16 protein-coding genes are annotated in these 19,535 nt (G+C 54.6%); 8 read left to right on the top strand and 8 right to left on the bottom strand.

Going from position 1 to position 19,535, the window contains the following annotated elements; genetic code table 11:
- The first annotated feature begins 256 nt into the window (after positions 1-256).
- From AC4LF3_RS21700 to AC4LF3_RS21690, 3 genes are all read left to right on the top strand, one after another.
- Positions 257-2,047, top strand: coding sequence for a sodium:solute symporter family protein (locus AC4LF3_RS21700; protein WP_219653155.1), 1,791 nt, complete (start codon positions 257-259; stop codon positions 2,045-2,047).
- Between the two features lie 129 nt (positions 2,048-2,176).
- Positions 2,177-3,907 carry a sodium:solute symporter family transporter gene (locus AC4LF3_RS21695; protein ID WP_491836712.1) on the top strand — a complete coding sequence of 577 codons (1,731 nt, stop codon included), beginning with the start codon at positions 2,177-2,179 and terminating at the stop codon, positions 3,905-3,907.
- Between the two features lie 127 nt (positions 3,908-4,034).
- Positions 4,035-5,201, top strand: coding sequence for an oligogalacturonate lyase family protein (locus tag AC4LF3_RS21690; protein WP_491836711.1), 1,167 nt, complete (start codon positions 4,035-4,037; stop codon positions 5,199-5,201).
- 41 nt (positions 5,202-5,242) lie between these two features.
- On the opposite strand, the gene AC4LF3_RS21685 is transcribed toward AC4LF3_RS21690, so the two are convergent.
- A complete protein-coding gene (locus AC4LF3_RS21685; RefSeq protein ID WP_019364554.1) occupies positions 5,243-5,977 on the bottom strand; it encodes a FadR/GntR family transcriptional regulator in 735 nt (244 codons plus the stop codon).
- Positions 5,978-6,309: 332 nt separating this feature from the next.
- Between AC4LF3_RS21685 and AC4LF3_RS21680 the strand changes: the two genes are divergently transcribed.
- The gene (locus AC4LF3_RS21680; protein WP_491836710.1) at positions 6,310-7,281 is read left to right on the top strand and encodes a dienelactone hydrolase family protein; all 972 of its coding nucleotides are present in this window, start codon (positions 6,310-6,312) and stop codon (positions 7,279-7,281) included.
- Positions 7,282-7,321: 40 nt separating this feature from the next.
- On the opposite strand, the gene AC4LF3_RS21675 is transcribed toward AC4LF3_RS21680, so the two are convergent.
- The 7 genes from AC4LF3_RS21675 to AC4LF3_RS21645 all read right to left on the bottom strand — a co-directional run bounded on the left by AC4LF3_RS21675 (position 7,322) and on the right by AC4LF3_RS21645 (position 14,885).
- On the bottom strand, positions 7,322-7,885 hold the full coding sequence (locus AC4LF3_RS21675) for a DedA family protein (RefSeq protein WP_491836709.1): 564 nt from the start codon (positions 7,883-7,885) through the stop codon (positions 7,322-7,324).
- Positions 7,886-8,223: 338 nt separating this feature from the next.
- The gene (locus AC4LF3_RS21670; RefSeq protein ID WP_010798933.1) at positions 8,224-8,859 is read right to left on the bottom strand and encodes a DUF6348 family protein; all 636 of its coding nucleotides are present in this window, start codon (positions 8,857-8,859) and stop codon (positions 8,224-8,226) included.
- 257 nt (positions 8,860-9,116) lie between these two features.
- Positions 9,117-10,841, bottom strand: a complete 1,725-nt coding sequence (poxB, locus tag AC4LF3_RS21665) for a ubiquinone-dependent pyruvate dehydrogenase (protein ID WP_491836708.1) — start codon at positions 10,839-10,841, stop codon at positions 9,117-9,119.
- Between the two features lie 214 nt (positions 10,842-11,055).
- Positions 11,056-11,301, bottom strand: coding sequence for a hypothetical protein (locus AC4LF3_RS21660; RefSeq protein ID WP_010798935.1), 246 nt, complete (start codon positions 11,299-11,301; stop codon positions 11,056-11,058).
- A gap of 116 nt (positions 11,302-11,417) precedes the next feature.
- The gene (locus AC4LF3_RS21655) at positions 11,418-12,332 is read right to left on the bottom strand and encodes a DUF2242 domain-containing protein (RefSeq protein ID WP_491836707.1); all 915 of its coding nucleotides are present in this window, start codon (positions 12,330-12,332) and stop codon (positions 11,418-11,420) included.
- 152 nt (positions 12,333-12,484) lie between these two features.
- Positions 12,485-14,449, bottom strand: coding sequence for a DNA topoisomerase III (locus AC4LF3_RS21650; protein WP_491836854.1), 1,965 nt, complete (start codon positions 14,447-14,449; stop codon positions 12,485-12,487).
- Positions 14,450-14,627: 178 nt separating this feature from the next.
- Entirely contained in the window at positions 14,628-14,885 is a 258-nt protein-coding gene (locus AC4LF3_RS21645) for a hypothetical protein (RefSeq protein WP_010798938.1), read from the bottom strand.
- Positions 14,886-15,219: 334 nt separating this feature from the next.
- On the opposite strand from AC4LF3_RS21645, the gene AC4LF3_RS21640 reads away from it, so the two are divergent.
- The 4 genes from AC4LF3_RS21640 (at position 15,220) to AC4LF3_RS21625 (ending at position 19,532) form a co-directional block, all read left to right on the top strand.
- Positions 15,220-16,236, top strand: a complete 1,017-nt coding sequence (locus AC4LF3_RS21640; protein ID WP_491836706.1) for a zinc-binding alcohol dehydrogenase family protein — start codon at positions 15,220-15,222, stop codon at positions 16,234-16,236.
- Positions 16,237-16,428: 192 nt separating this feature from the next.
- Entirely contained in the window at positions 16,429-17,256 is an 828-nt protein-coding gene (locus AC4LF3_RS21635; protein WP_010798940.1) for a M48 family metallopeptidase, read from the top strand.
- Between the two features lie 216 nt (positions 17,257-17,472).
- Positions 17,473-18,183, top strand: coding sequence for a response regulator transcription factor (locus AC4LF3_RS21630; RefSeq protein WP_491836705.1), 711 nt, complete (start codon positions 17,473-17,475; stop codon positions 18,181-18,183).
- Entirely contained in the window at positions 18,180-19,532 is a 1,353-nt protein-coding gene (locus tag AC4LF3_RS21625) for a sensor histidine kinase (protein WP_150346192.1), read from the top strand. The genes AC4LF3_RS21630 and AC4LF3_RS21625 overlap by 4 nt, the downstream gene beginning before the upstream one ends.
- Positions 19,533-19,535 lie beyond the last annotated feature (3 nt).

Genomic DNA, 19,535 nt, shown 5'->3' with positions numbered 1-19,535 from the left:
CATTCTTGTTTCTGAAACAACAAGAACATCATTTCAGAACAACGAAGTCATGTTCTCTTTTATTCGGTGAATAATATGAGAATCATCAAGGTAAACATAACAGAGAGCACGCTTCGCTCTGTCCCTAATACCTCAAAGTTCATACCAGAGACTTTCCATAGTTCTTTCCGATGGGCGCGAAACAGGTTGCTTTAACATTTTCTATATCCCTCTGATTTGTTTTCGGCCAGTGGCGCCAATATTGTGAGAGAACGCTATGAACATAGATATGTTGGTGGTGGCAGGCTATTTTTTGCTGATGATCATCATTAGCCTTGCCTTCAAGAAAATGGCCAATAAGTCGGCAAGCGACTATTTCCGGGGCGGCGGTCGTATGCTGTGGTGGATGGTAGGCGCTACTGCATTCATGACACAGTTTTCGGCCTGGACCTTTACCGGGGCGGCGGGCAAGGCGTTTAACGACGGTCTGGCGGTAACGTTTGTTTTCTTGGGAAATATCTTTGCCTATGCTATTTCCTATTGGTGGTTCAGCCACCGCTTTCGCCAGATGCGTGTTGATACGCCTACCGAGGGTATCAAGATGCGTTTCGGTAAGACGAACGAGCAGTTCTTTACCTGGGCCATTATTCCTTTAAGCGTGCTCAACGGTGGTGTGTGGCTAAATGGTCTGGCGATCTTTGTCGGAGCCGTCTTTGGCTATGACATGGCGACCACTATTTGGATCACAGGTATCTCCGTACTGCTTATCTCGCTCTTGAGCGGAGCATGGGGGGTGGTCGCCAGCGACTTCGTTCAGACGTTGGTCGTTGCCGTCATCTCTGTGGCCAGTGCCATTGTCGCCTTGGTCGCCGTTGGTGGGCCTTCTGAAATGATTGCCCGGTTCCCGACCAATTTCGTGATGGGACCCGATATGAACTACGGCCTGCTGTTAATAGGCTCGTTCCTGTTCTTTCTGGTCAAGCAGCTGCAAAGCATCAACAACATGCAGGACTCCTATCGTTTTCTCAATGCGAAAGACTCTGACAACGCACGCAAGGCGTCCCTGCTTGCTCTGGCATTAATGGTCGGGGGAACGCTGATCTGGTTCATTCCACCCTGGGCCACAGCCGTCCTGTATCCAGATGCTCCGCTGGCACATGCTGAATTGGGAAATAAGGCCAGTGATGCAGTTTATCTGGTCTTTGCAGAACGCTTGATGCCGGTAGGAACGATAGGACTCCTGGTTGCCGGGCTATTTGCTGCCACCATGTCGTCGATGGACTCTGCCCTGTGCCGTAACGCCGGTATTTTTGTACGCAGTTTCTGGGCGCCTGTAGTGTGCCGTAACAAGCCTCTCAGCGAGAAAAAGCTGCTGCACGTCAGCCAGATCGCCACGATCGTAAACGGTATTCTGGTTATCCTTATTGCTCAACTCTTTGCTCAACTCAAAGGTCTGAGCCTATTCGAGCTGATGATGCGGGTTGCCACACTGCTTCAATCTCCCATTCTGGTGCCACTGTTCTTCGGCATGTTTATTCGTAAAACGCCAAAATGGGCGGCCTGGGGTACCGTTGCCTTTGGCATGTTTGTGTCCTGGTTGGTCATGAATGTATTCACCGCTCAATGGTGTGCCGGCTTGTTTGGAGTGACCCTGACCGCACGTGAACTTTCTGAGCTGACGACTACTATTACCGTGGCAGCTCATCTGGTGCTGACGGGCGGTTTCTTCTGCGCCACTACCTTGTTCTACAAGGAAGAGACATTTACTGCAGAGGAAAAACAGCAAACGGCCCAGTTCTTTAAGGACATCGAAACGCCTGTAATTGCTGAAGGTGATCAGGACGTGTATGACCGCCTACAGCGCAGCAAGCTAGGGCAGATTACCTTGATGATGGGGGCTGGCTTGATGTTGATGGTACTGGTACCCAACCCGCTCTGGGGACGGCTCCTGTTTGCAGCATGTGCCATCTCCATCCTACTCTGTGGCTACCTGCTCAAGCGCAGCGCTCATGTAGAAAAAAGTATAGAGACACTCCAGGCTCGATTGACTACCGAGCGTGCGTCCTGAGAAAGCGCTGAAAGATGCCGGCATCCGAAAGGGTGCCGGCTTACGCATGACCTGGCGTTTTCCAGACTGTTTGTTTCAGTATGCCTCAGCCCGCCTGCTTCAGCGTCACGTTGGCATAAGGCTCAAAGAATGACCTCACTCGATCTGTTGGTGGTTGCGGTATACCTCGTTTTTATCATTGTGGCAGCCTGGTGCTTTCGTCGTTACGCACAGAGCAGCAGTCAGTTCATCAATGGCGGTGGTTCCATGCCCTGGTGGATGGCCGGGGCGACTGCCTTTATGACGCAGTTCAGCGCCTGGACGTTTACCGGCGCCGCAGGAAAGGCCTTTACCGATGGCTTTCCCGTTCTGGTCCTGTTCTGGGGCAATGCTCTGGGATTTTTCATCGCCTGTCTGTTCTTTGCGGCACGCTACCGCAAGCTTCGGGTTGAAACCTCGATGCAGGTGATTGCCCTGCGTTTTGGCAAGCCGACCGAGCAACTCTTTACCTGGTTGCAGTTCCCGCTCTCAACCCTCACGGCCGCCATCTGGCTTAATGGGTTGGCCTATATCCTCGCGTCGATGACCGGCTTTGGCATGGTACCGACCCTGCTCATCACCGGTACGGTCATTACCTTCATTTCCGCCAGTGGCGGTGCCTGGACAGTCAACGCAACCAACGTCATCCAGCTGGTTCTGATCTTGGCAATTACCCTGGTAACCGGTTGCTTTGCGCTATACACAGGCGGTGGACCAGGCAATATCATCGAGCGCTTTCCCGTGGATTTTTGGCAGGGGCACGACATGAATCTGTGGCAGATCCTGTTGTTCTGGATTGCCATGATCCTAATGCAGCAAGTGCTGTCGACCAACAACGCGATTACCTGCTATCGCTTTCTGGTTACTCGAAACGAGCATGAGGCTCGGCGGGCAGCCTTTCTGGCCGGGGTTCTTTTTGTGGTCGGCCCTGTCCTATGGTTTATTCCGCCGTGGGTAGCCGCCACGCAAGGTGCTGACCTTGTGGGGCAGTACCCTCAACTGGGCGAGCAGGCAGGAAACGCGGCCTATCTCTACTTTGTTCAACAGGCAATGCCAGCCGGTACGGTCGGGCTTACATTAGCCGCGATGGTGGCTGCGACCATTGCTCCCATGAGCACTGCGCTCAATCGCAATGCGGGGATCTTTATTCGTAACGTTTATCAGCGTCCTGCCCATGGGGAGGCCCACTTGCTTGCCATGGGCCGCTGGGTGACGCTGCTCAATGGCGCCCTGGCCACCCTGACAGCGTGGTGGATGGCCGAGCAGGAAGGCATAGGGTTCTTCGAGCTGGCAATGATGGTCAGCTCCCTGTTTCTTCTGCCCCTTTCCATTCCTGCTCTGTTGGCCGTGGTCGTACGACAGACCCCGGATTGGGCGGGTTGGAGTACGGTGCTGGTCGGCGCAGCGGTATCGCTGATCTTTTATATTGGCTTCAACCCCGTGGCGCTTCCTGCGTGGTTGGGTGGGTATACGCTCACCGAACGTGAGGCGAGCGATCTGAAGTTTGGGGTGACGGTTCTGGCGCATGTGGTTTTCACGGGTGGTTTTTTTATCGGGACCCGCGCCTGGTATAGCCCTACCCGTAACACCGAGAGGCGGCAACAGCTCACGCTATTCTTCCGCAATATGTATCGCCCCCTGCAGCCCGATGAGATTGCCTGCGTCGATCCTTCCCAAGCCAGGAGGCTAGGCGCCCTGGTAACAGGTATGGGGCTGCTTTTACTTCCGCTTCTGCTATTGGCTGAGGCTCCCCAGGGGCGCTGGTTGCATGCCGCTATTGTAGGAACGGTACTGATATCAGGATTGGCCCTGCGACATTGGGCAGGCAGTAGTAGAACATAAGCAGATAATAAGTGTTTAACGCTCAGGATTAAGACTTCGTTATCAATAGCGAAGAAGGCGAATCCATGTTGTTGAGCAGCTCATAAACAGTCCAATAGAGCATCATTGAAAACAACAGAGGTGTGTTATGGCAAAGGGTTCCCATATTGAACTGGATTACCATACGTATAGTGATGAAGGTACTGGTGCTGAAGTAACACGCCTTACGCCCACCGATACCGTGTGTCACCGAAACTATTTTTATCAGAAATGTTTTACCAATGATGGTACCAAGCTGTTATTTGCAGCCGAGTTTGATAATAACCGTAATTATTATCTACTCGATATTCAGAAAAAACAGGCGGTACAGCTAACGGAAGGCGCTGGTGATAATACTTTTGGCGGCTTTTTATCTCAAGATGACCGTTATCTCTATTATGTGAAAAACGAGCGTCAGTTACGTCGTGTGGAGTTGGCAACGCTGGAGGAAACAACGGTCTATCAGGTAGCCGATGATTGGGTTGGGTATGGTACATGGGTAGCGAACAGTGCCTGCACCAGCCTGGTTGGAATCGAGATCGCCCGCTCGGACTGGACGCCGCTGACCGACTGGGAAGTGTTCCGGACATTCTTTACCAGTAACCCCCATTGCCGACTGATTCGCGTCGATTTGGGCACAGGAGAGGCTCGTGTCGTTCACGAAAACACGATCTGGCTCGGGCATCCCATTTATCGCCCCTATCACGATCATACTGTTGCGTTCTGCCATGAAGGTCCTCATGACATGGTGGATGCCCGGATGTGGCTGGTCGATGAGGACGGCTCCAATGTACGCAAGGTGCGGGAGCAGAAGCCGGGGGAGAGTTGTACCCACGAGTTCTGGGTGCCGGATGGCTCCGCCATGATCTATGTCATCTATCCAAAGGGCCAGCAGGCGCGGCAGATCTGGCGATTTGATCCCGACACCGAAACCAATGAGATGCTGATGGAGATGCCGGCCTGCTCGCACCTGATGAGCAATGAAGACGGCACGATGCTGGTAGGTGACGGTTCCGGTACGCCTGTCGATGTAAAGGACACTCAGGGGTATACAATCGAGAACGACCCCTGGCTTTATGTCTTCGACGTGAAACGCCAGCAAACTGCGCGCCTGGCTGCGCACAATAGCTCCTGGCGGGTACTGGATGGCGACAGACAGGTGACCCATCCACATCCATCGTTCACGCCGGATAATCGCAAGGTCTTATTCAGCTCCGATTTCGAAGGCAAGCCCGCCGTGTATCTGGCAACGCTGCCCGACACGTTGCTTACCTGATTGACATGTCATGCCCAGCCAGTGGCTGGGCATGAGCGCCCTTACTCGTAAAGTGTATGGCGAGCCTCGTGAGCCTGATAGAGGCGTACACGACTGTTGCTTAAATGCAGGTACATGGCCGCCCGTGCCGAATCAGGGCTCTGCAGCGCAATGGCGCTATAGATCTTTTCATGTTCGCGATACACCAGATCAAGATACGCGACGCGATCCTTCTGAGCGGCATAGGCCGAATTCATCTTGGTACGTGGAATGAGCTTTGTACCCAGATGCTTCATGATGTCGAACATATAGGCGTTGCCGGATGCCTTGGCAATGCGCAGATGAAACTGTGAGTCCGCATGGATGGCAATGCCTGTTTTCGGGCCACTGTCTTTCATGGAAAGCAGGGCCAGCTCGATCTCCTTGAGCTCCTGCGGGCTGCGATTCTGCGCTGCCAGCCCAGCCGCCTCGACTTCCAGGCTCATGCGTAACTCCAGCAGGCTCAACACATCCTGCAGCGTGGAAATGGTCTCCGGTCCCAATTGCAGAGTAGGCGGGGGCGGCATATCAACAATAAAGGTGCCGACACTGCGGCGTGTTTCGACCAGACCCGCCGCTTGCAGACGCAGCAGCGCCTCTCGCACCACGCTGCGACTGAATCCTTCGGAACTGGAGATTTCCAGTTCCGAAGGCAATTTTTCTCCCCGCTTGAAAACCCCATCGCGAATGTACTGCGACAAACGGGCAACCAGTTCTTCAGCTAGACGTTTTGGCTTTTGGGAAGGCCTGTCGATCATAAAGGGCTCATTTATTTTTCTGGGCTCGATGACTTCCGCAGCAAGCATACACATTTCGGCTGATCCGCTCAGAAGAAAAGCATGGCAAACCGAACACCTTTGTGTGCCGTTGTGCAAGGAAGATGGCTTTCGATGCCATTGAGCTTTGATGCCTGAAACATGCCTGAAGGCACGTTGGTATCAGAGCGATCTGCGTCACATGAAAGTTGACGGTCTCGGTTACTGACTGATCAGTCAGGCTGCTCGGACCGTAAGGCAGAGCAGGGTATAAACCTACCGGGTTGTTTTGTTATGGTCAGGTACAAGCCATAGCCATAAGCGAGACAACAAGAATGAAACGTTCCGCCCTTGCCACCCTGGCGGTACTTGGAAGTCTGGTGGCAGTTGCCCAGGCCCAGGAGCACTCGGATATTCCCGCGCGCCAGGAGTTTTATGCCTATGCCTCCCAGACCCTGAGTGATACCCAATTTCTTACCGGGCAGTCAGGCAGGCCTGTCACCTTAACTGCCGGATTGAGCCTGCCAGCTGGGGAGGGGCCGTTTTCGGCGGTCATTCTCCAACATGGCTCCGGTGGTATTGGCGATAACATTACCTATTGGCAGCGTACCCTTAACCAGCAGGGAATCGCCACGTTTGTGCTCGATGGATTCACCGGCCGCGAGCTGATCAGTACCGGTAAGGACCAAGCTCAGCTGGGACGGCTCAATTTCATTCTGGATGAATACCGAGCCTTGGCGCTGTTGGCCAGTCAGCCTCGTATCGATGCCTCCCGTATCGTATTGATGGGCTTCTCTCGAGGCGGCCAGGCGTCGCTTTATGCCAGCCTTGCTCGCTTCCAGAAGGAATGGATGGCGGGAGACGCCCGCTTCGCGGCCTATATTGCCTTCTATCCTGACTGCTCCATTTCCTTCAAGGATGAAGACAAGGTGGTAAACAAACCCATTCGGGTCTTTCATGGCGAGGCAGATGACTACGATCCCTTGTCCCGGTGCACTCCTTACCTGGATCGCCTAGCCAAGGCAGGCGCCGATGTAAAGGTGTTTCGCTATCCTGAGGCCCACCATGGTTTCGACAGTCCTGCCTCGCAGCCTGTACGTGTAGCACAAGGCAGTCAGACGGTACGGGCATGCCAGATTGTCGAGGGTGAGCAGGGCGCGCTGATCAATCAGGAAACGGGGGAGCCGTTCCGCTATACCGACGCCTGCGTCGCGCATGAACCCCATGTAGGGCCCAATGCCGATGCCACACGGCAAGCCACAGAGGATGTATTGGCGTTTCTGAAAAACGTATTGGATAAACCGTAAAACAAATTACCCAGCCTCTTGCCAAGGCTGGGTGACAGGATCAGGCGTGGCGACGCCGGCGGACGAACCAGATTGCGGCAACGATAGCCAGTAAGGTGGCGGCTATTCCTGCCAGCCATAGTCCGGCATGTGGCTGGGTTGCAAAAAGCCGTTGCACGAACTCTCCCACACCGTAGCCAATACTGACCATGATGGTTGCCCAGAGAAAGGCGCCAACGATATTCAGTGGTACGAAGCGTCTGGCAGGGATGCCGCTGGTGCCGATGATGATTGGGCCAATGGTTCTGAAGCCATACGCAAACCGCGTCCCGATCACCCATAGCGATGGGTAGCGCTGAATCAGTTGGCGTGCTCGCTCGATTCGATGCTGATGACGGTGAAACTTCTTCAGGACGGGATCGCCATATCGCCTTCCGATGAAGAAGAGGAACTGATCACTGATCATTGCGCCAATGGCCGTCATCAGGATGGTCAGGAAAAAATTCAAATAACCATGGCGGGCAGCCACACCTGCCAACATGGCCAAGCCGTCGCCTTCGATAAGCGGCCCGACCATGACGGCCAGGTAGCCGTAGTGGGTTATCCATTCGTTCGGTTCAAGCATGTTGCGGTCCTGATAATCCAGGTATTGTCTCAAAAACAATACCGTCCAGGCGTTGGTCGCGCGTACCAGGCCTCGTTAAGATAGCGATCCGGGAATTTTGGCATAACCGCCTTTCGAAAGGGCAAATGAACCCTCTGCGTATCGCTATACGAAAGGATTTCGCAAACGGATCGCCATTTTGCCAAGCTAGCTAGAGAGTTACTGGCACCTGATCAAGGGAAGCACCGTTGATGATCACTTAGCGAGATCCTTGATGGCTTACAGGTATGATTCACCGATACTGCCGATAGCGCCAAAGCGGTTCATGGGATAAACCGCTCTGGCGCTAGGCTGTTGAGTTAGACTGCCCGCAGCACCACGAAATTGCGTACGCTGAAGTAGCCATCGTCACGGCTCCACGGAAGCGCCTGCAGGTTCGAAGCACCTTCTTCCCAATGAATATTGTCACTGAGTGCCTCAAAGCGGTGCTCCTGGTTATAGTTGCAGAAGAACGTACGAAACCAGTGGGTGTTGCCTTTCAACGGCATGTTTTGAATGGTGGTATGAATCGACGGCACCAGATTCTCCGGCAGCTCGCTGGTGCTTCCTTTGGCGGCGCGGATTCCGAGGTTGCCTACATAGGCCCGGTAGCGGCGCTCATTGATCAGCCAGTTTTCAACCGAAACGTGTTCGGCTGCATCGACTTCCCAGAACGCTGCCAACAAGACATGCAATGAGTTGGCGATAAAGTTTTCGAAGGCATTTGCCAGCCCCTCATCACCCTCACCGATACCTGCAAAAATCTCTTCGACCAGCACGCCCTCTTCGACCATCACATGAATATCCAGGCGCCCGCTGCCTTCGCCGGGATACCAGCGGGCACGTATGGCCGGGAGCTGATTGTTGGGCGCTACCCAGCCATCATATACAGCACCGGTCAGGCCGTGTTTTTCCAGAATCAGTTTGAGTGCGTCGGTTGGGTTCAAGGTCGTCATAGGAGTAGCCGTCAGTAAATAAGGAAGAGCATGCCGAGTTTGCCGGGGCTCAGAACTGACGAGAGTCAATAGGCCGGGCCGCAGAGTAAAACCTGCCGGCGATCACGCGTGGCTCATAAAGGCGCGGATCATAGGCAGCGCAGCGGCAATGAGCAATCCAAATGCCTTTACATTATTGGATCTGAGTTCTCGCTCATCTTTTGAAACATTCAAGTTCACCACACGGTGTGCGTGGTGAACTTTTTTGCACAGCGGCGCTAGCGCAACAGATTGGTACGTGCCAGCTCCAGGACTTCATCGCCACGGCCATTCATAACCGCCCGAAACAGATAAAGGCTGAAGCCTTTGGCCTGCTCGAGCTTGATGGCGGGCGGCATGGCAAGCTCCTGCGTAGCCGTCACGACATCGACCAGTACCGGGCCGTCATGGGCCAGGGCCTCCCGTAAAGCAGGTTCCAGCTGTTCGTCGCTGTCGACACGAATTCCCTTGACGCCCATCGCATTGGCCATCGCAGCAAAATCCGGGTTCTGCAACTGGGTACCAGTATCCAGATAACCGCTGGCTTTCATTTCCATGGCGACAAAGCCCAATGTGGCATTGTCATAAACCACCACTTTGACCGGTAGACCCAGTTGGGCCAGCGAGATGAAATCACCCATGAGCATGGCGAAACCACCGTCACCGGACATCGAGATAACCTGGCGCGTGGGATAAGCTGCCTGAGCCCCTATCGCCTGAGGCATGGCATTGGCCATGGAGCCATGATTGAACGAGCCGATCAGGCGGCGTTTGCCGTTCATTTTCAGATATCGGGCAGCCCATACCGTTGGGGTTCCGACGTCTGTCGTGAAAATGGCATCCTCATCTGCCAGCTCACTCAGGACCTGGGTCAGATACTGCGGATGAATAGGTCGACCGGGTTGGGAGGGTTTGGCCAGATCATCCAGGCCCTCACGGGCCTTGGCGTAGTGCTTGAGCGAATCCTCGAGGAAGTGCCGATCGGTACGACGCTTCAGTTGTGGCAAAAGCTCACGAATGGTTTCGCCTACATCGGCGGCGATTCCCAAGTCCAGGGCGGTTCGGCGGCCTAATGCCTGAGGGTTGATGTCGACCTGTACAATCTTGGCATTGGTTGGGTAGAACTGACGATAGGGAAAATCAGTGCCGAGCAAAATCAGCGTGTCACAATTGAGCATCGCATGGTAGCCGGAACTGAAGCCGATAAGGCCCGTCATGCCAACGTCGAACGGATTATCCCATTCGACATGCTCTTTACCTCGTAACGCATGAACGACAGGTGCACCGAGCGTATCGGCCAGCGCAACGACTTCGTCGTGGTAGCCCGCACAGCCGCTACCGCACATCAATGTCACGGCTTTGCTATCCGCGAGCAGGGTGGCGAGTCTGTTGATATCCTGCTCCGAAGGCATCAGGCGAGGCGGATTGAGAACCGGCCAGGCGGTCTTCCCGACGTCCACTTCCAGCAGCGCCACATCGCCGGGAATCACGATGACCGCAACGCCGCGCTGGAGGATGGCGGCCCGCATGGCACGATGCAGGACTTCGGGCATTTGTGCCGGGTTACTGACGAGCTCAACGAAATGACTGCATTCCTTGAAAAGCTCCTGAGGATGGGTTTCCTGAAAATAGGACAGACCAATTTCCGATGAGGGAATGTGCGCAGCGATTGCCAGGACCGGTACGTGGTTTCGGTGGCAATCATAAAGTCCGTTGATCAGGTGCAGGTTGCCTGGCCCACAACTGCCTGCACATACCGCCAGCTTGCCCGTAGCTGCTGCTTCCGCCCCGGCCGCAAAGGCTGCGGTTTCCTCGTGGCGTACATGCATCCAGTCGACGGTTTCCATCTTGCGCAAGGCATCGTTCAGGCCATTCAGACTGTCTCCGGTGACGCCCCAGATACGCTGTACGCCTGCCTGCTCCAGTGTGGTAGCCAACTGCTGGGCAATGGTGATCTTAGCCATAACGATTCGTCCTTTGACAAAGTAAATGATCGATGGCTCAAGGCAGCATAGGACGTGGCTGGGTTCGGTTTAACGCCAGGGATTGCAGCCATCCAGATGATGAGATAGCGATGCTGCAAACAAGTACGCTCTAGATCAGCCTGCCATCGAAGCTCTTTCGAAGCAGGCGTTCCAGGCTAAGTTCAATCGATTTCTGGAGGAAGATAGGGCAGGACTAACCCTTGGCGGATTGAATGGCGTCCAGCAGGGCTTGGTCAGACGTCTTGTCAATCCATGCTTCAGGCAAGCTCACGCGTACTGACTGCTCACCACCACTAGGCGTACATACCACGGTAACGTTGCCTTCGGCATCTTTGGTAAGACTCTTGGCCGCTTTGGCCGTTTTCTGGCTTCCTCCCGAGAAAGCCTCTACACAGGTCCACGTGGTATTGCCTTCGTCCTGAACGGTGCGTTGTTTCATGGTGTCACTCTATCGACTGCCTGCACGGCGTTACGCTATAGACGTAGCGCGCATGGTTAGAGTTCTTGACCTCAACGCCTTGCAGGCTTTCGGCAATCCAGAGTCATGCCCGACCCTCACTCTTCAAGCAGCTCCAGCAAGTCATTCGAGGGTGCCGTGGGGGTTTCAGGCTGACCTGATGGAGTGGGCGTGTCAGCCGACGCTGGCGAAGCGGCGGGCTCGGTTGTGGGAGAGGCTGGAGCGGCGGCTGGCGCAGTAAATTGCTCGAAGGCTGACGTGTCGATAGGTGTAATGGGCGGCGCTTGGGGCGGCAATGGTACGGGTACAGAAGAAAACCCCGCATCATGATCCGGGCGTGTCTCAGGAGCAGGTGCCGCCGAGGCTGGCTTCGGTGCCAGCGCCTGTGCAGGTTGGCTGGGCTGTGCAGAAGAGGGCGTGCTGGCGAGTGGGCTCGGCGCGGGCGCTGCTTTTGTTTGATGTATTCCTTTGTTGGCCTTTTGGGCCTGAGCCGGCAAGAAGCTTTCTACCAGGGAAAAATAGCGGCTATAGAACTTGCCTGACGTAACCGTCTCGCTGGCGACCTTGACCATGGAGTCGTTTGTCGAGCCGATAGGCATCGAGACCGAGCCGAGCACACCTACTCCCAGGCTCGCCGAGTTATTGAGCTTTTTCAGCGCATAACGGTCCTGAAGCGCGTTGGCAAAGATGGTTGAACCATGATCGTTGGGGGTATTGGCCGTGCAGACAACATTAAAGCTGATTTCGAGGTGGTTCTCTCCGGTCTGCTGAAAGCTCTTACGGCCACTGACGAGCTTTGGATCATTGCTGGTAATGATATAGCCCTGACTGAGCAGCGCACGTCGAGCTGCTTCGCAGGCAGCCGTATCGTTTACCGGATAGCTACGCGAAAACGTACCCGAGTCATCGAAATTTTCGTGTTCGTACACGGCAGGCTTGTTGTTCGAGCAGCCAGCCAGGCCGGTCAGCATAGTGGCCAGTGCCAGTGCGCCGATACCAATCGATTTTGACATTGCAGATCCTGAAAGCAGCCAACGCCAGACAAGAAGCGCATGGCGTACAACGGGCATGAAGAGAACGCATTAAACAGAATGCAATGCTACTACGGAAGAGTAAGGCTAAAAAGATATCAATTAGGCGCTAGGTGACCGGATGTGTCCTCTTATCAAGCCGGGCTGACAGGCTGGCGTGACCGCTTGCCATTACCTGGTGCCGTCTTGGTTGAGGCCTTGCGCGGGGCCGCCTTGCGCTTCTTCTTGAACGGCGTGGACTTACGTCCCGCTGGAATAGCCGGCCCGCTAAAGGTCAGGTTCAGCCCCATGCAGCGCTCGACCTGTTTGCTCATCCAGGCGGATTGCTTGGTCACGAACTCTTCAAGGCTCATCTCTCCGGTTTGAACCATATCCAGCGCTTGCTCCCAGATAGCGGTTGTACCGGGATCGGCAATAGCCCGAGGCATAGCGTCGATCAGGCTGAAGGCAGCAGGCGTGGCGACCAACGCCTTACCCTGCTTGGTCAGATAACCACGGTCCAGCAGCCCCTGAATGATCCCGGCGCGTGTCGCCTCCGTCCCAATACCTGTGGTGTCCTTCAGTTTTTGCTTGAGCTTGGGGTCGTCCACCAGTTTGGCTACATTCTTCATGGCCTTGATCAGGTCACCTTCTGTGAAGGGCTTGGGCGGTTGTGTCCAAAGGTCTTTAAGCTGAACATCCACCACAGCGCATAACTGGTCTTTGGAAAGCATGGGCAGCGGCTGTGGTGCTGGCGCTTCCTTTCCCTTTGCTGGCGTAAGTGCTTCCGGCAGGGCTCGCTTCCAGCCTGGCTCGACGATGCGCTTGCCTACAGCCCTGAGCAACTGTCCTGCGCAGTCGAAATCGGCTTGAGTACGGTCGTACTCATGGTTTGGGAGAAATTGCGCCAGGTAGCGGGCGCGGATCAAGGTATAGACTGCCTTGTGCTTGCCCGTCAGTCGATCCAGGCTGCTGATAGCTGCGGTTGGAATGATGCCGTGGTGTGCGCTGACCTTTGCATCATTCCAAGCCCGCGAGCGGCGCCTCAGGTCCAGGTGCGCCTTGAGAGGCAGAAGGGAGGAGTCGGAGCGCTCAAGCGCCGCCATGATGGCAGGGGCTTCGCCATGCTGGCTCAAGGGAAGATAGCCGCAATCGCTGCGCGGATAGGTAATGACCTTATGGGTTTCGTATAGCGCCTGGGCAATATCCAGCGTTTCCTGGGCGCCCAGGCCAAGCTTTTTCGAGCACACCTCTTGCAGCGTGCCCAGATCAAACGGCAATGGAGCAAGCTCACGCATGCGTTCGGTCTGTACCTTCACCACCTGAGCAGTGTCTGTCTGGCGCATCGCCTCTGCTGCACTCTGGGCGATATCCTGGCGCAGGCAGCGGCCCTGATCGTCGCAGACATCCTCAGGAGCCTTCCATTGGGCCGTAAACTGATGGCCCTCGGCAGATAACAGCACATCGATTGCCCAGAACGGTACAGGCACAAAGTTGGCAATGCTGCGATCACGGTCGACTACCAGTCGCAGGGTAGGGGTTTGCACACGTCCTACGGGCAGGACGCCCTGGTACCCTGACCGTTGGCCCAGTAATGTAAACAGACGGCTCATGTTCATGCCGATCAGCCAGTCGGCACGCGAGCGACCCAACGCCGAATGATAGAGGCTGAAGGTATCAGCGCCGGGTTTTAGCGTAGCCAGCGCTTTACGAATGGAAGCATCATCCAGCGCCGACAACCACAGACGCTGGATAGGTCCCTTGTAGCGACAATGTTCGACCAATTCGCGGGCAATCATCTCGCCTTCGCGATCAGCGTCTGTTGCAATGATCAATTCTCGGGCTTCGCCAAGCAGCCTTTTGACCGCCTTGAATTGGCTTGCGGTCTTGGGCTTGACGAGCATTTTCCACTTTTCCGGGATGATCGGCAGATCTTGCAGATTCCACCGCTTATACCGATCGTCATAGGCATCTGGCGGGGCTGTTTCAAGCAGGTGGCCAATGCACCAGGTTACAGTGGCCTGCGGGCCTGTCCAGCAGCCTTCGTCACGGCGAGTAGCGCCCAGCACCTTGGCAATGTCTTTGGCTTGGGAAGGTTTTTCGCACAGGAAGAGCCGCATAGCTATCGTCATTCAAATCAACAATAGCGTAAGCATGCTTAAACCGCAGCGCAGAGGCAATCGAAATATGTATATGCATACAGATAATGCACGCTGCCAGCTTTATCTGGCGGGACGAATCGATATAACACGAGGTGGGCCGTCGATCATACAGTCATTCGGCCCAACCGGTTCTGCATTAGAACTTCAAGAGATCCACCATGTTGAGAATGGCAGTAGAGAACATCAGGGTAAAAAGGCATACCAGCGAGAGTTTAAGCTTTTTCAAGCCTGACTCCTGACGCTGGCGCTTGGCCTTTGTTAACGCCTTGATGGCTGCAGAGGGGCGAATACCGTTGTTCAGCATCCAACCCAGAATTTCATTTTCAGGCCGTCCTCTCATTACCGCTGAGGTAGCCAGTCGCGTTAGCCCTTCTGAGCACGCTTCGTCACGCATGAGTTAATCCAGTGATTTCGACCATCTGAGCGTAATGCGATATGCATGACGATTCAATGATGGCCGTATTACAAAAACGCATATTTATCGCTTACTTCGTCGGAAGTTGAGCCAGGTCAACCCGGCAAGTCAGCAGTCCCTTGGATCTACCTTGAAGGTAATCGACTCATGTGACCAGAACTTGACGACTATGTTGCAAGGCAGGGTGATATTCCTGGCTGAATGTAAACGCTATATGCACCTTGACGATCCGACCCCTGGCAGTAGACTCTAAAATGAAACGTCGTTTCACAATGGCGAAACCTTTGATAATCACAACAATGAAAGGATCCCTATGAAAGCTCTCATGATCGAACAGGAGTTGCAGTGCCGCTTCCATGATGTCGAGGCCATCGAGCCGGGACCGGGAGAGGTTCAGGTAGCGGTTCGCCATATAGGACTCTGCGGTAGCGATCTCAACACCTATAAAGGGTTGAATCCGTTAGTGGCACTGCCTCGTATTCCTGGTCATGAGATCGGTGGAGAAATCATCAAGGCGGGACGGGGCGTACCGCTGGACTATCGTGCAGGGCGGCGCGTCATTGTGGTGCCCTACACTGCATGTGGTCACTGCACCTCGTGCCGTCAGGGACGCGTGAATGCCTGCAAGACGAACCGGACACTCGGCGTTCAGCAGAACGGCGGGTTGGCCGAGCAGATCGTACTGCCCTACGAGAAGCTCATCCTGAACGATACCTTGCCAGCACGGCACCTGGCGCTGGTTGAACCCCTATCGGTAGGTTTCCATGCCGCGAGACGCGGGCGGGTTGCCAAGGGGGACAGAGTGGTGATCATTGGCTGTGGAATGATAGGCATGGGCGCCGTGGCCGGAGCTGTGTCACGGGGTGCAACAGTCATCGCGATGGATGTCTCCGAGACCAAGACCGAAATGGCGCGTAAATACGGTGCTTCACACACTATCGTGGCCTCGTCTGGTCATGTGGACAAGCAGATCGAAGCACTGACTGACGGTGACGGGGCTGATGTCGTCATCGAATGTGTGGGCCTGCCGGCCACGTTTACCCAGGCGATCGATATCGTGTCCTTTTCTGGACGTGTGGTGTACGTGGGGTACGCCAAGGAGCCGGTTTCCTACAAGACGCAACTGTTCAATCTGAAGGAGCTGGACATCATGGGCTCCCGTAATGCAACAGCCGAAGACTTTACAGCCGTCGTTCGCTATCTGGAGACCTTGGATCACTCTCCAGATGATCTGATTTCCAAGGTGTTTCCCTTCGAGGATGCCGAGCAGGCCCTGCCGTACTGGGATGCGGAGCGCGCTTCAACCTTGAAGATTTTGATCGAGCGATAACCTTTCCGATACCACGACGCCGTATCGCTTCTGCTTTACGGCCTCGCTTGCGCCTGCGTCAATTATTCATCCGGCGGTGGTATATGTTTCTAGAATTTAAATCGATTACACTAACGCACCAGCCATAGGCTGTTTTTGATTCATTTATCGTGCTGACAAGTAGGTCGGCTCAACATACGCTAGGGAAAGCATATGCGTCGTGTCTTATTCATAACGGGTCTTTCGTTTTCGCTTTTTCTTACTGGCTGCCAGGTAGTCAATACAACCAGTGGCGGAGCAGTAGGGGTCGAGCGTAAGCAATACATGTTCAGCATGCTGTCTGCCCAGCAGGTTGATCAGATGTACGCAGAGTCGTATTCCAGTTCAGTCAACAAGGCCAAATCATCCGGTGCGCTCGCCAACGAGACAGCAGAGGGCAAGCGTGTCCGTACGATTGCCAAGCGGCTGATCGATAGGGTTAGCTACTTCCGTCCCGATGCTGCTGCCTGGGATTGGCAGGTCAACCTGGTCAAAAATGATGAACTCAATGCCAACTGCGGTCCGGGCGGCAAGATCTTTGTTTATACCGGTCTGATCCAACAGCTAAAACTTACCGATGATGAGCTTGCAGCGGTAATGGGGCATGAAATTGCTCATGCGCTCCGTGAGCACAGCAGGGAAAAAATGTCTCGGGCGTATGCATTGCAATTAGGCCAAAGCCTTGGTGGCGCCTTGCTAGGCCTTAACCAATCGTCAATGCAAATTGCGAATAAGGTAACGGAAGTTGGTTTATCTCTCCCGTTCAGTCGATCAAATGAAAACGAAGCAGATCTGATTGGCCTGGAGTTGGCTGCCCGGGCGGGCTATAACCCCAATGCGGCGTTGAGCCTCTGGCAGAAATTTGCACAAGCCTCAGCCAGGATGGGCAATAAGACACCTGAGCTTCTGAGCACGCACCCCTCTGATGAGAGCCGCATGGCCTCGATTCAAGCAGCCGTCCCCAAGGTGATGCCCTTGTACCAAGCCAGCCGCAAGTCTTGAGTTCGATCTTTATCCATGGCTTATATGGATAAGGATATGCACTGCGATATCCTTATCCAGGCGATTTTAAGACATTAATTAAGATCCGCCCGGGTATCTTAACGAGCAGCAATACCCTTCTTCTGCTTTCGAGTTAACATCAGTGTTAACACCTGTCTACGTGAAAAAAGCCTCGGACGGGTACTTTTGAAACCCTTTGGCTGTTCCCCAAACGCTATGAATTCCTTTGTTTCCCTGCTCAATATTCTTGTCGTTGAAGACGATCCGGTGTTGGGTATGCACCTGCAGGCTCAGCTATCGGCGAGGGGATATGCGGTAGTGCTATGCAGTGATGTCTGTCGAGTCGCCACACTGTTGAAAGAACAGGTGTTCGATCTGGTAGTACTGGATATTCTGTTACCCAATGGCAATGGGCTTCACCTACTGGAGCAGATTCGTTCCTATAGTGCCGTGCCGGTTATCCTGGTCTCGGCGCTGGGTAGCGAGTCTGATCGTATCGTCGGCTTTCAAAAGGGAGCAGATGATTATCTACCCAAGCCCTTTAGCATGGCGGAGCTGGATGTGCGAATCGGAGCGCTGCTCCGGCGCATCGCGTTTGAGCGCTCGGCCATGGAGACAGCGCCAACCGTGCAGGGAGAGCTGTACTTCGATCTTATCCGGACCGATGTGGTTTATAAGGGGCAATGGGCGGAACTGACCACAACGGAATTTCGTATTCTCGAGCTATTGAACCGGCACGCTGGAGAGGTACTCAGCAAACCAGTGTTGTATCAGGAAGCTCTGCAACGTGCCTACTCACGCTACGATCGTAGTCTTGACATGCATGTCAGCCATATTCGCCGCAAGCTCCAGAGCATTGATTACTCGGCTTGCGAAGTTCGTACAGCCTGGGGGAAAGGCTACGTGCTGGTGTGTTCGTCTTCATGATACGACTCCCGTATCGGCATTCCCTGTTCTGGAAGCTGTCTGGTCTTACCATCGCCGCCTGTCTGGTCATCGTCTGGCTGAGCTTAAGCTGGGGACGCAGCATGGAGCACAGTCATTACGAACTGGCACAAGCCGATAAAGAGGAACTGCTGAATTATGCTGCTTCCGTTGAGCAGGCATGGAGGACACAAGGCAAGGAGGGCGTTGAAACTGCATTACGACGTATCCGAGAGGGAGAACAGGTTTGGGCTGTAGCAGTTGATCGTCTTTATCAGCCGTTAGGTCAGCGCGCCCTGACGCCTGGTGATGCCGATCGGTTCAGCTTTATGCGCCGTCTGGATTGGCCGTTGAGTGGCCGTGCTACTGAATTGCCTGTAATGGATATTCCATTTCCTCAACATCCTGAAGCGGGCCGTTTGGCAATGGAATTGCCCGAGCGCATGTGGTCCGGCAAGCCTTCCGTTCTGGGCCGTCTGGTGATCCATGGGCTGTTTCCCATGGCTACCATGTTTCTGTTATGTGTTCTGCTCTATCGTCAGCTCATGGTGCCTTTGAGATGGCTCCAAGAGCAGGCATCCTCTGCTTGTCGCTCAGGCAGAAAGCCTACAATTGGCGTAAGCGCTCGCAGCGATGAGCTGGGTGAGCTGGGACGCGCCTTTGATCACATGGCGGAGCGGCTGGAAGGTCATGTCGACTACCAGCAACGACTTCTGCGAGATATGTCCCATGAGCTGCGCACACCGCTGTCACGGCTGCGTGTGCTGTGCGAGTCCTCCGAGGATGCGAATACGTTGCGTGCCCGCCTTGAGCGTGAGTTAGCCGGTATGCAGGAGCTGGTCGAGACCACACTGGAGCTGGCCTGGCTGGATACGGATAGACCCTCGCTGCTATGCGAGCCGATCAGCATGCAGTCGCTCTGGAATATCCTCATTGAGGATGCCTGTTTCGAGACGGGTTGGTCACGAGACGCTTTTGTATATCGCTTACCAGACAATTGCTGTGTACAAGCTCATTTGAATAGTCTGGCCCGTGCCCTGGAAAACCTCTTGCGCAACGCGATTCGTTACTCACCGGAAGGAGGATATGTGATTCTGGGGGGGCATTGTGAGGGCAGCGAGTGGTTGCTGTGGATACAAGACCAAGGTCCGGGGGTTGCAGAAGGTGCGCTCGACTACATCTTCGAGCCGTTTACCCGGCTCAATGGTGCCCGGCCTGGCGGTGACGGATTCGGCCTGGGTCTTTCCATCGCCCGATCGGCACTGATGATCCAGGGCGGCGCTATCTGGGCTGAAAACTGCAATCCAGGGCTTCGTGTGACCGTACGCTTGCCTGCTGCTGAAATTGTATAGATT

The sequence above is a fragment of the Pseudomonas sp. C2.3V genome, from assembly GCF_058536325.1.
The sequence above is the reverse complement of the archived record's forward strand: the minus strand, read 5'-3'. Positions and strand labels throughout refer to the sequence as shown.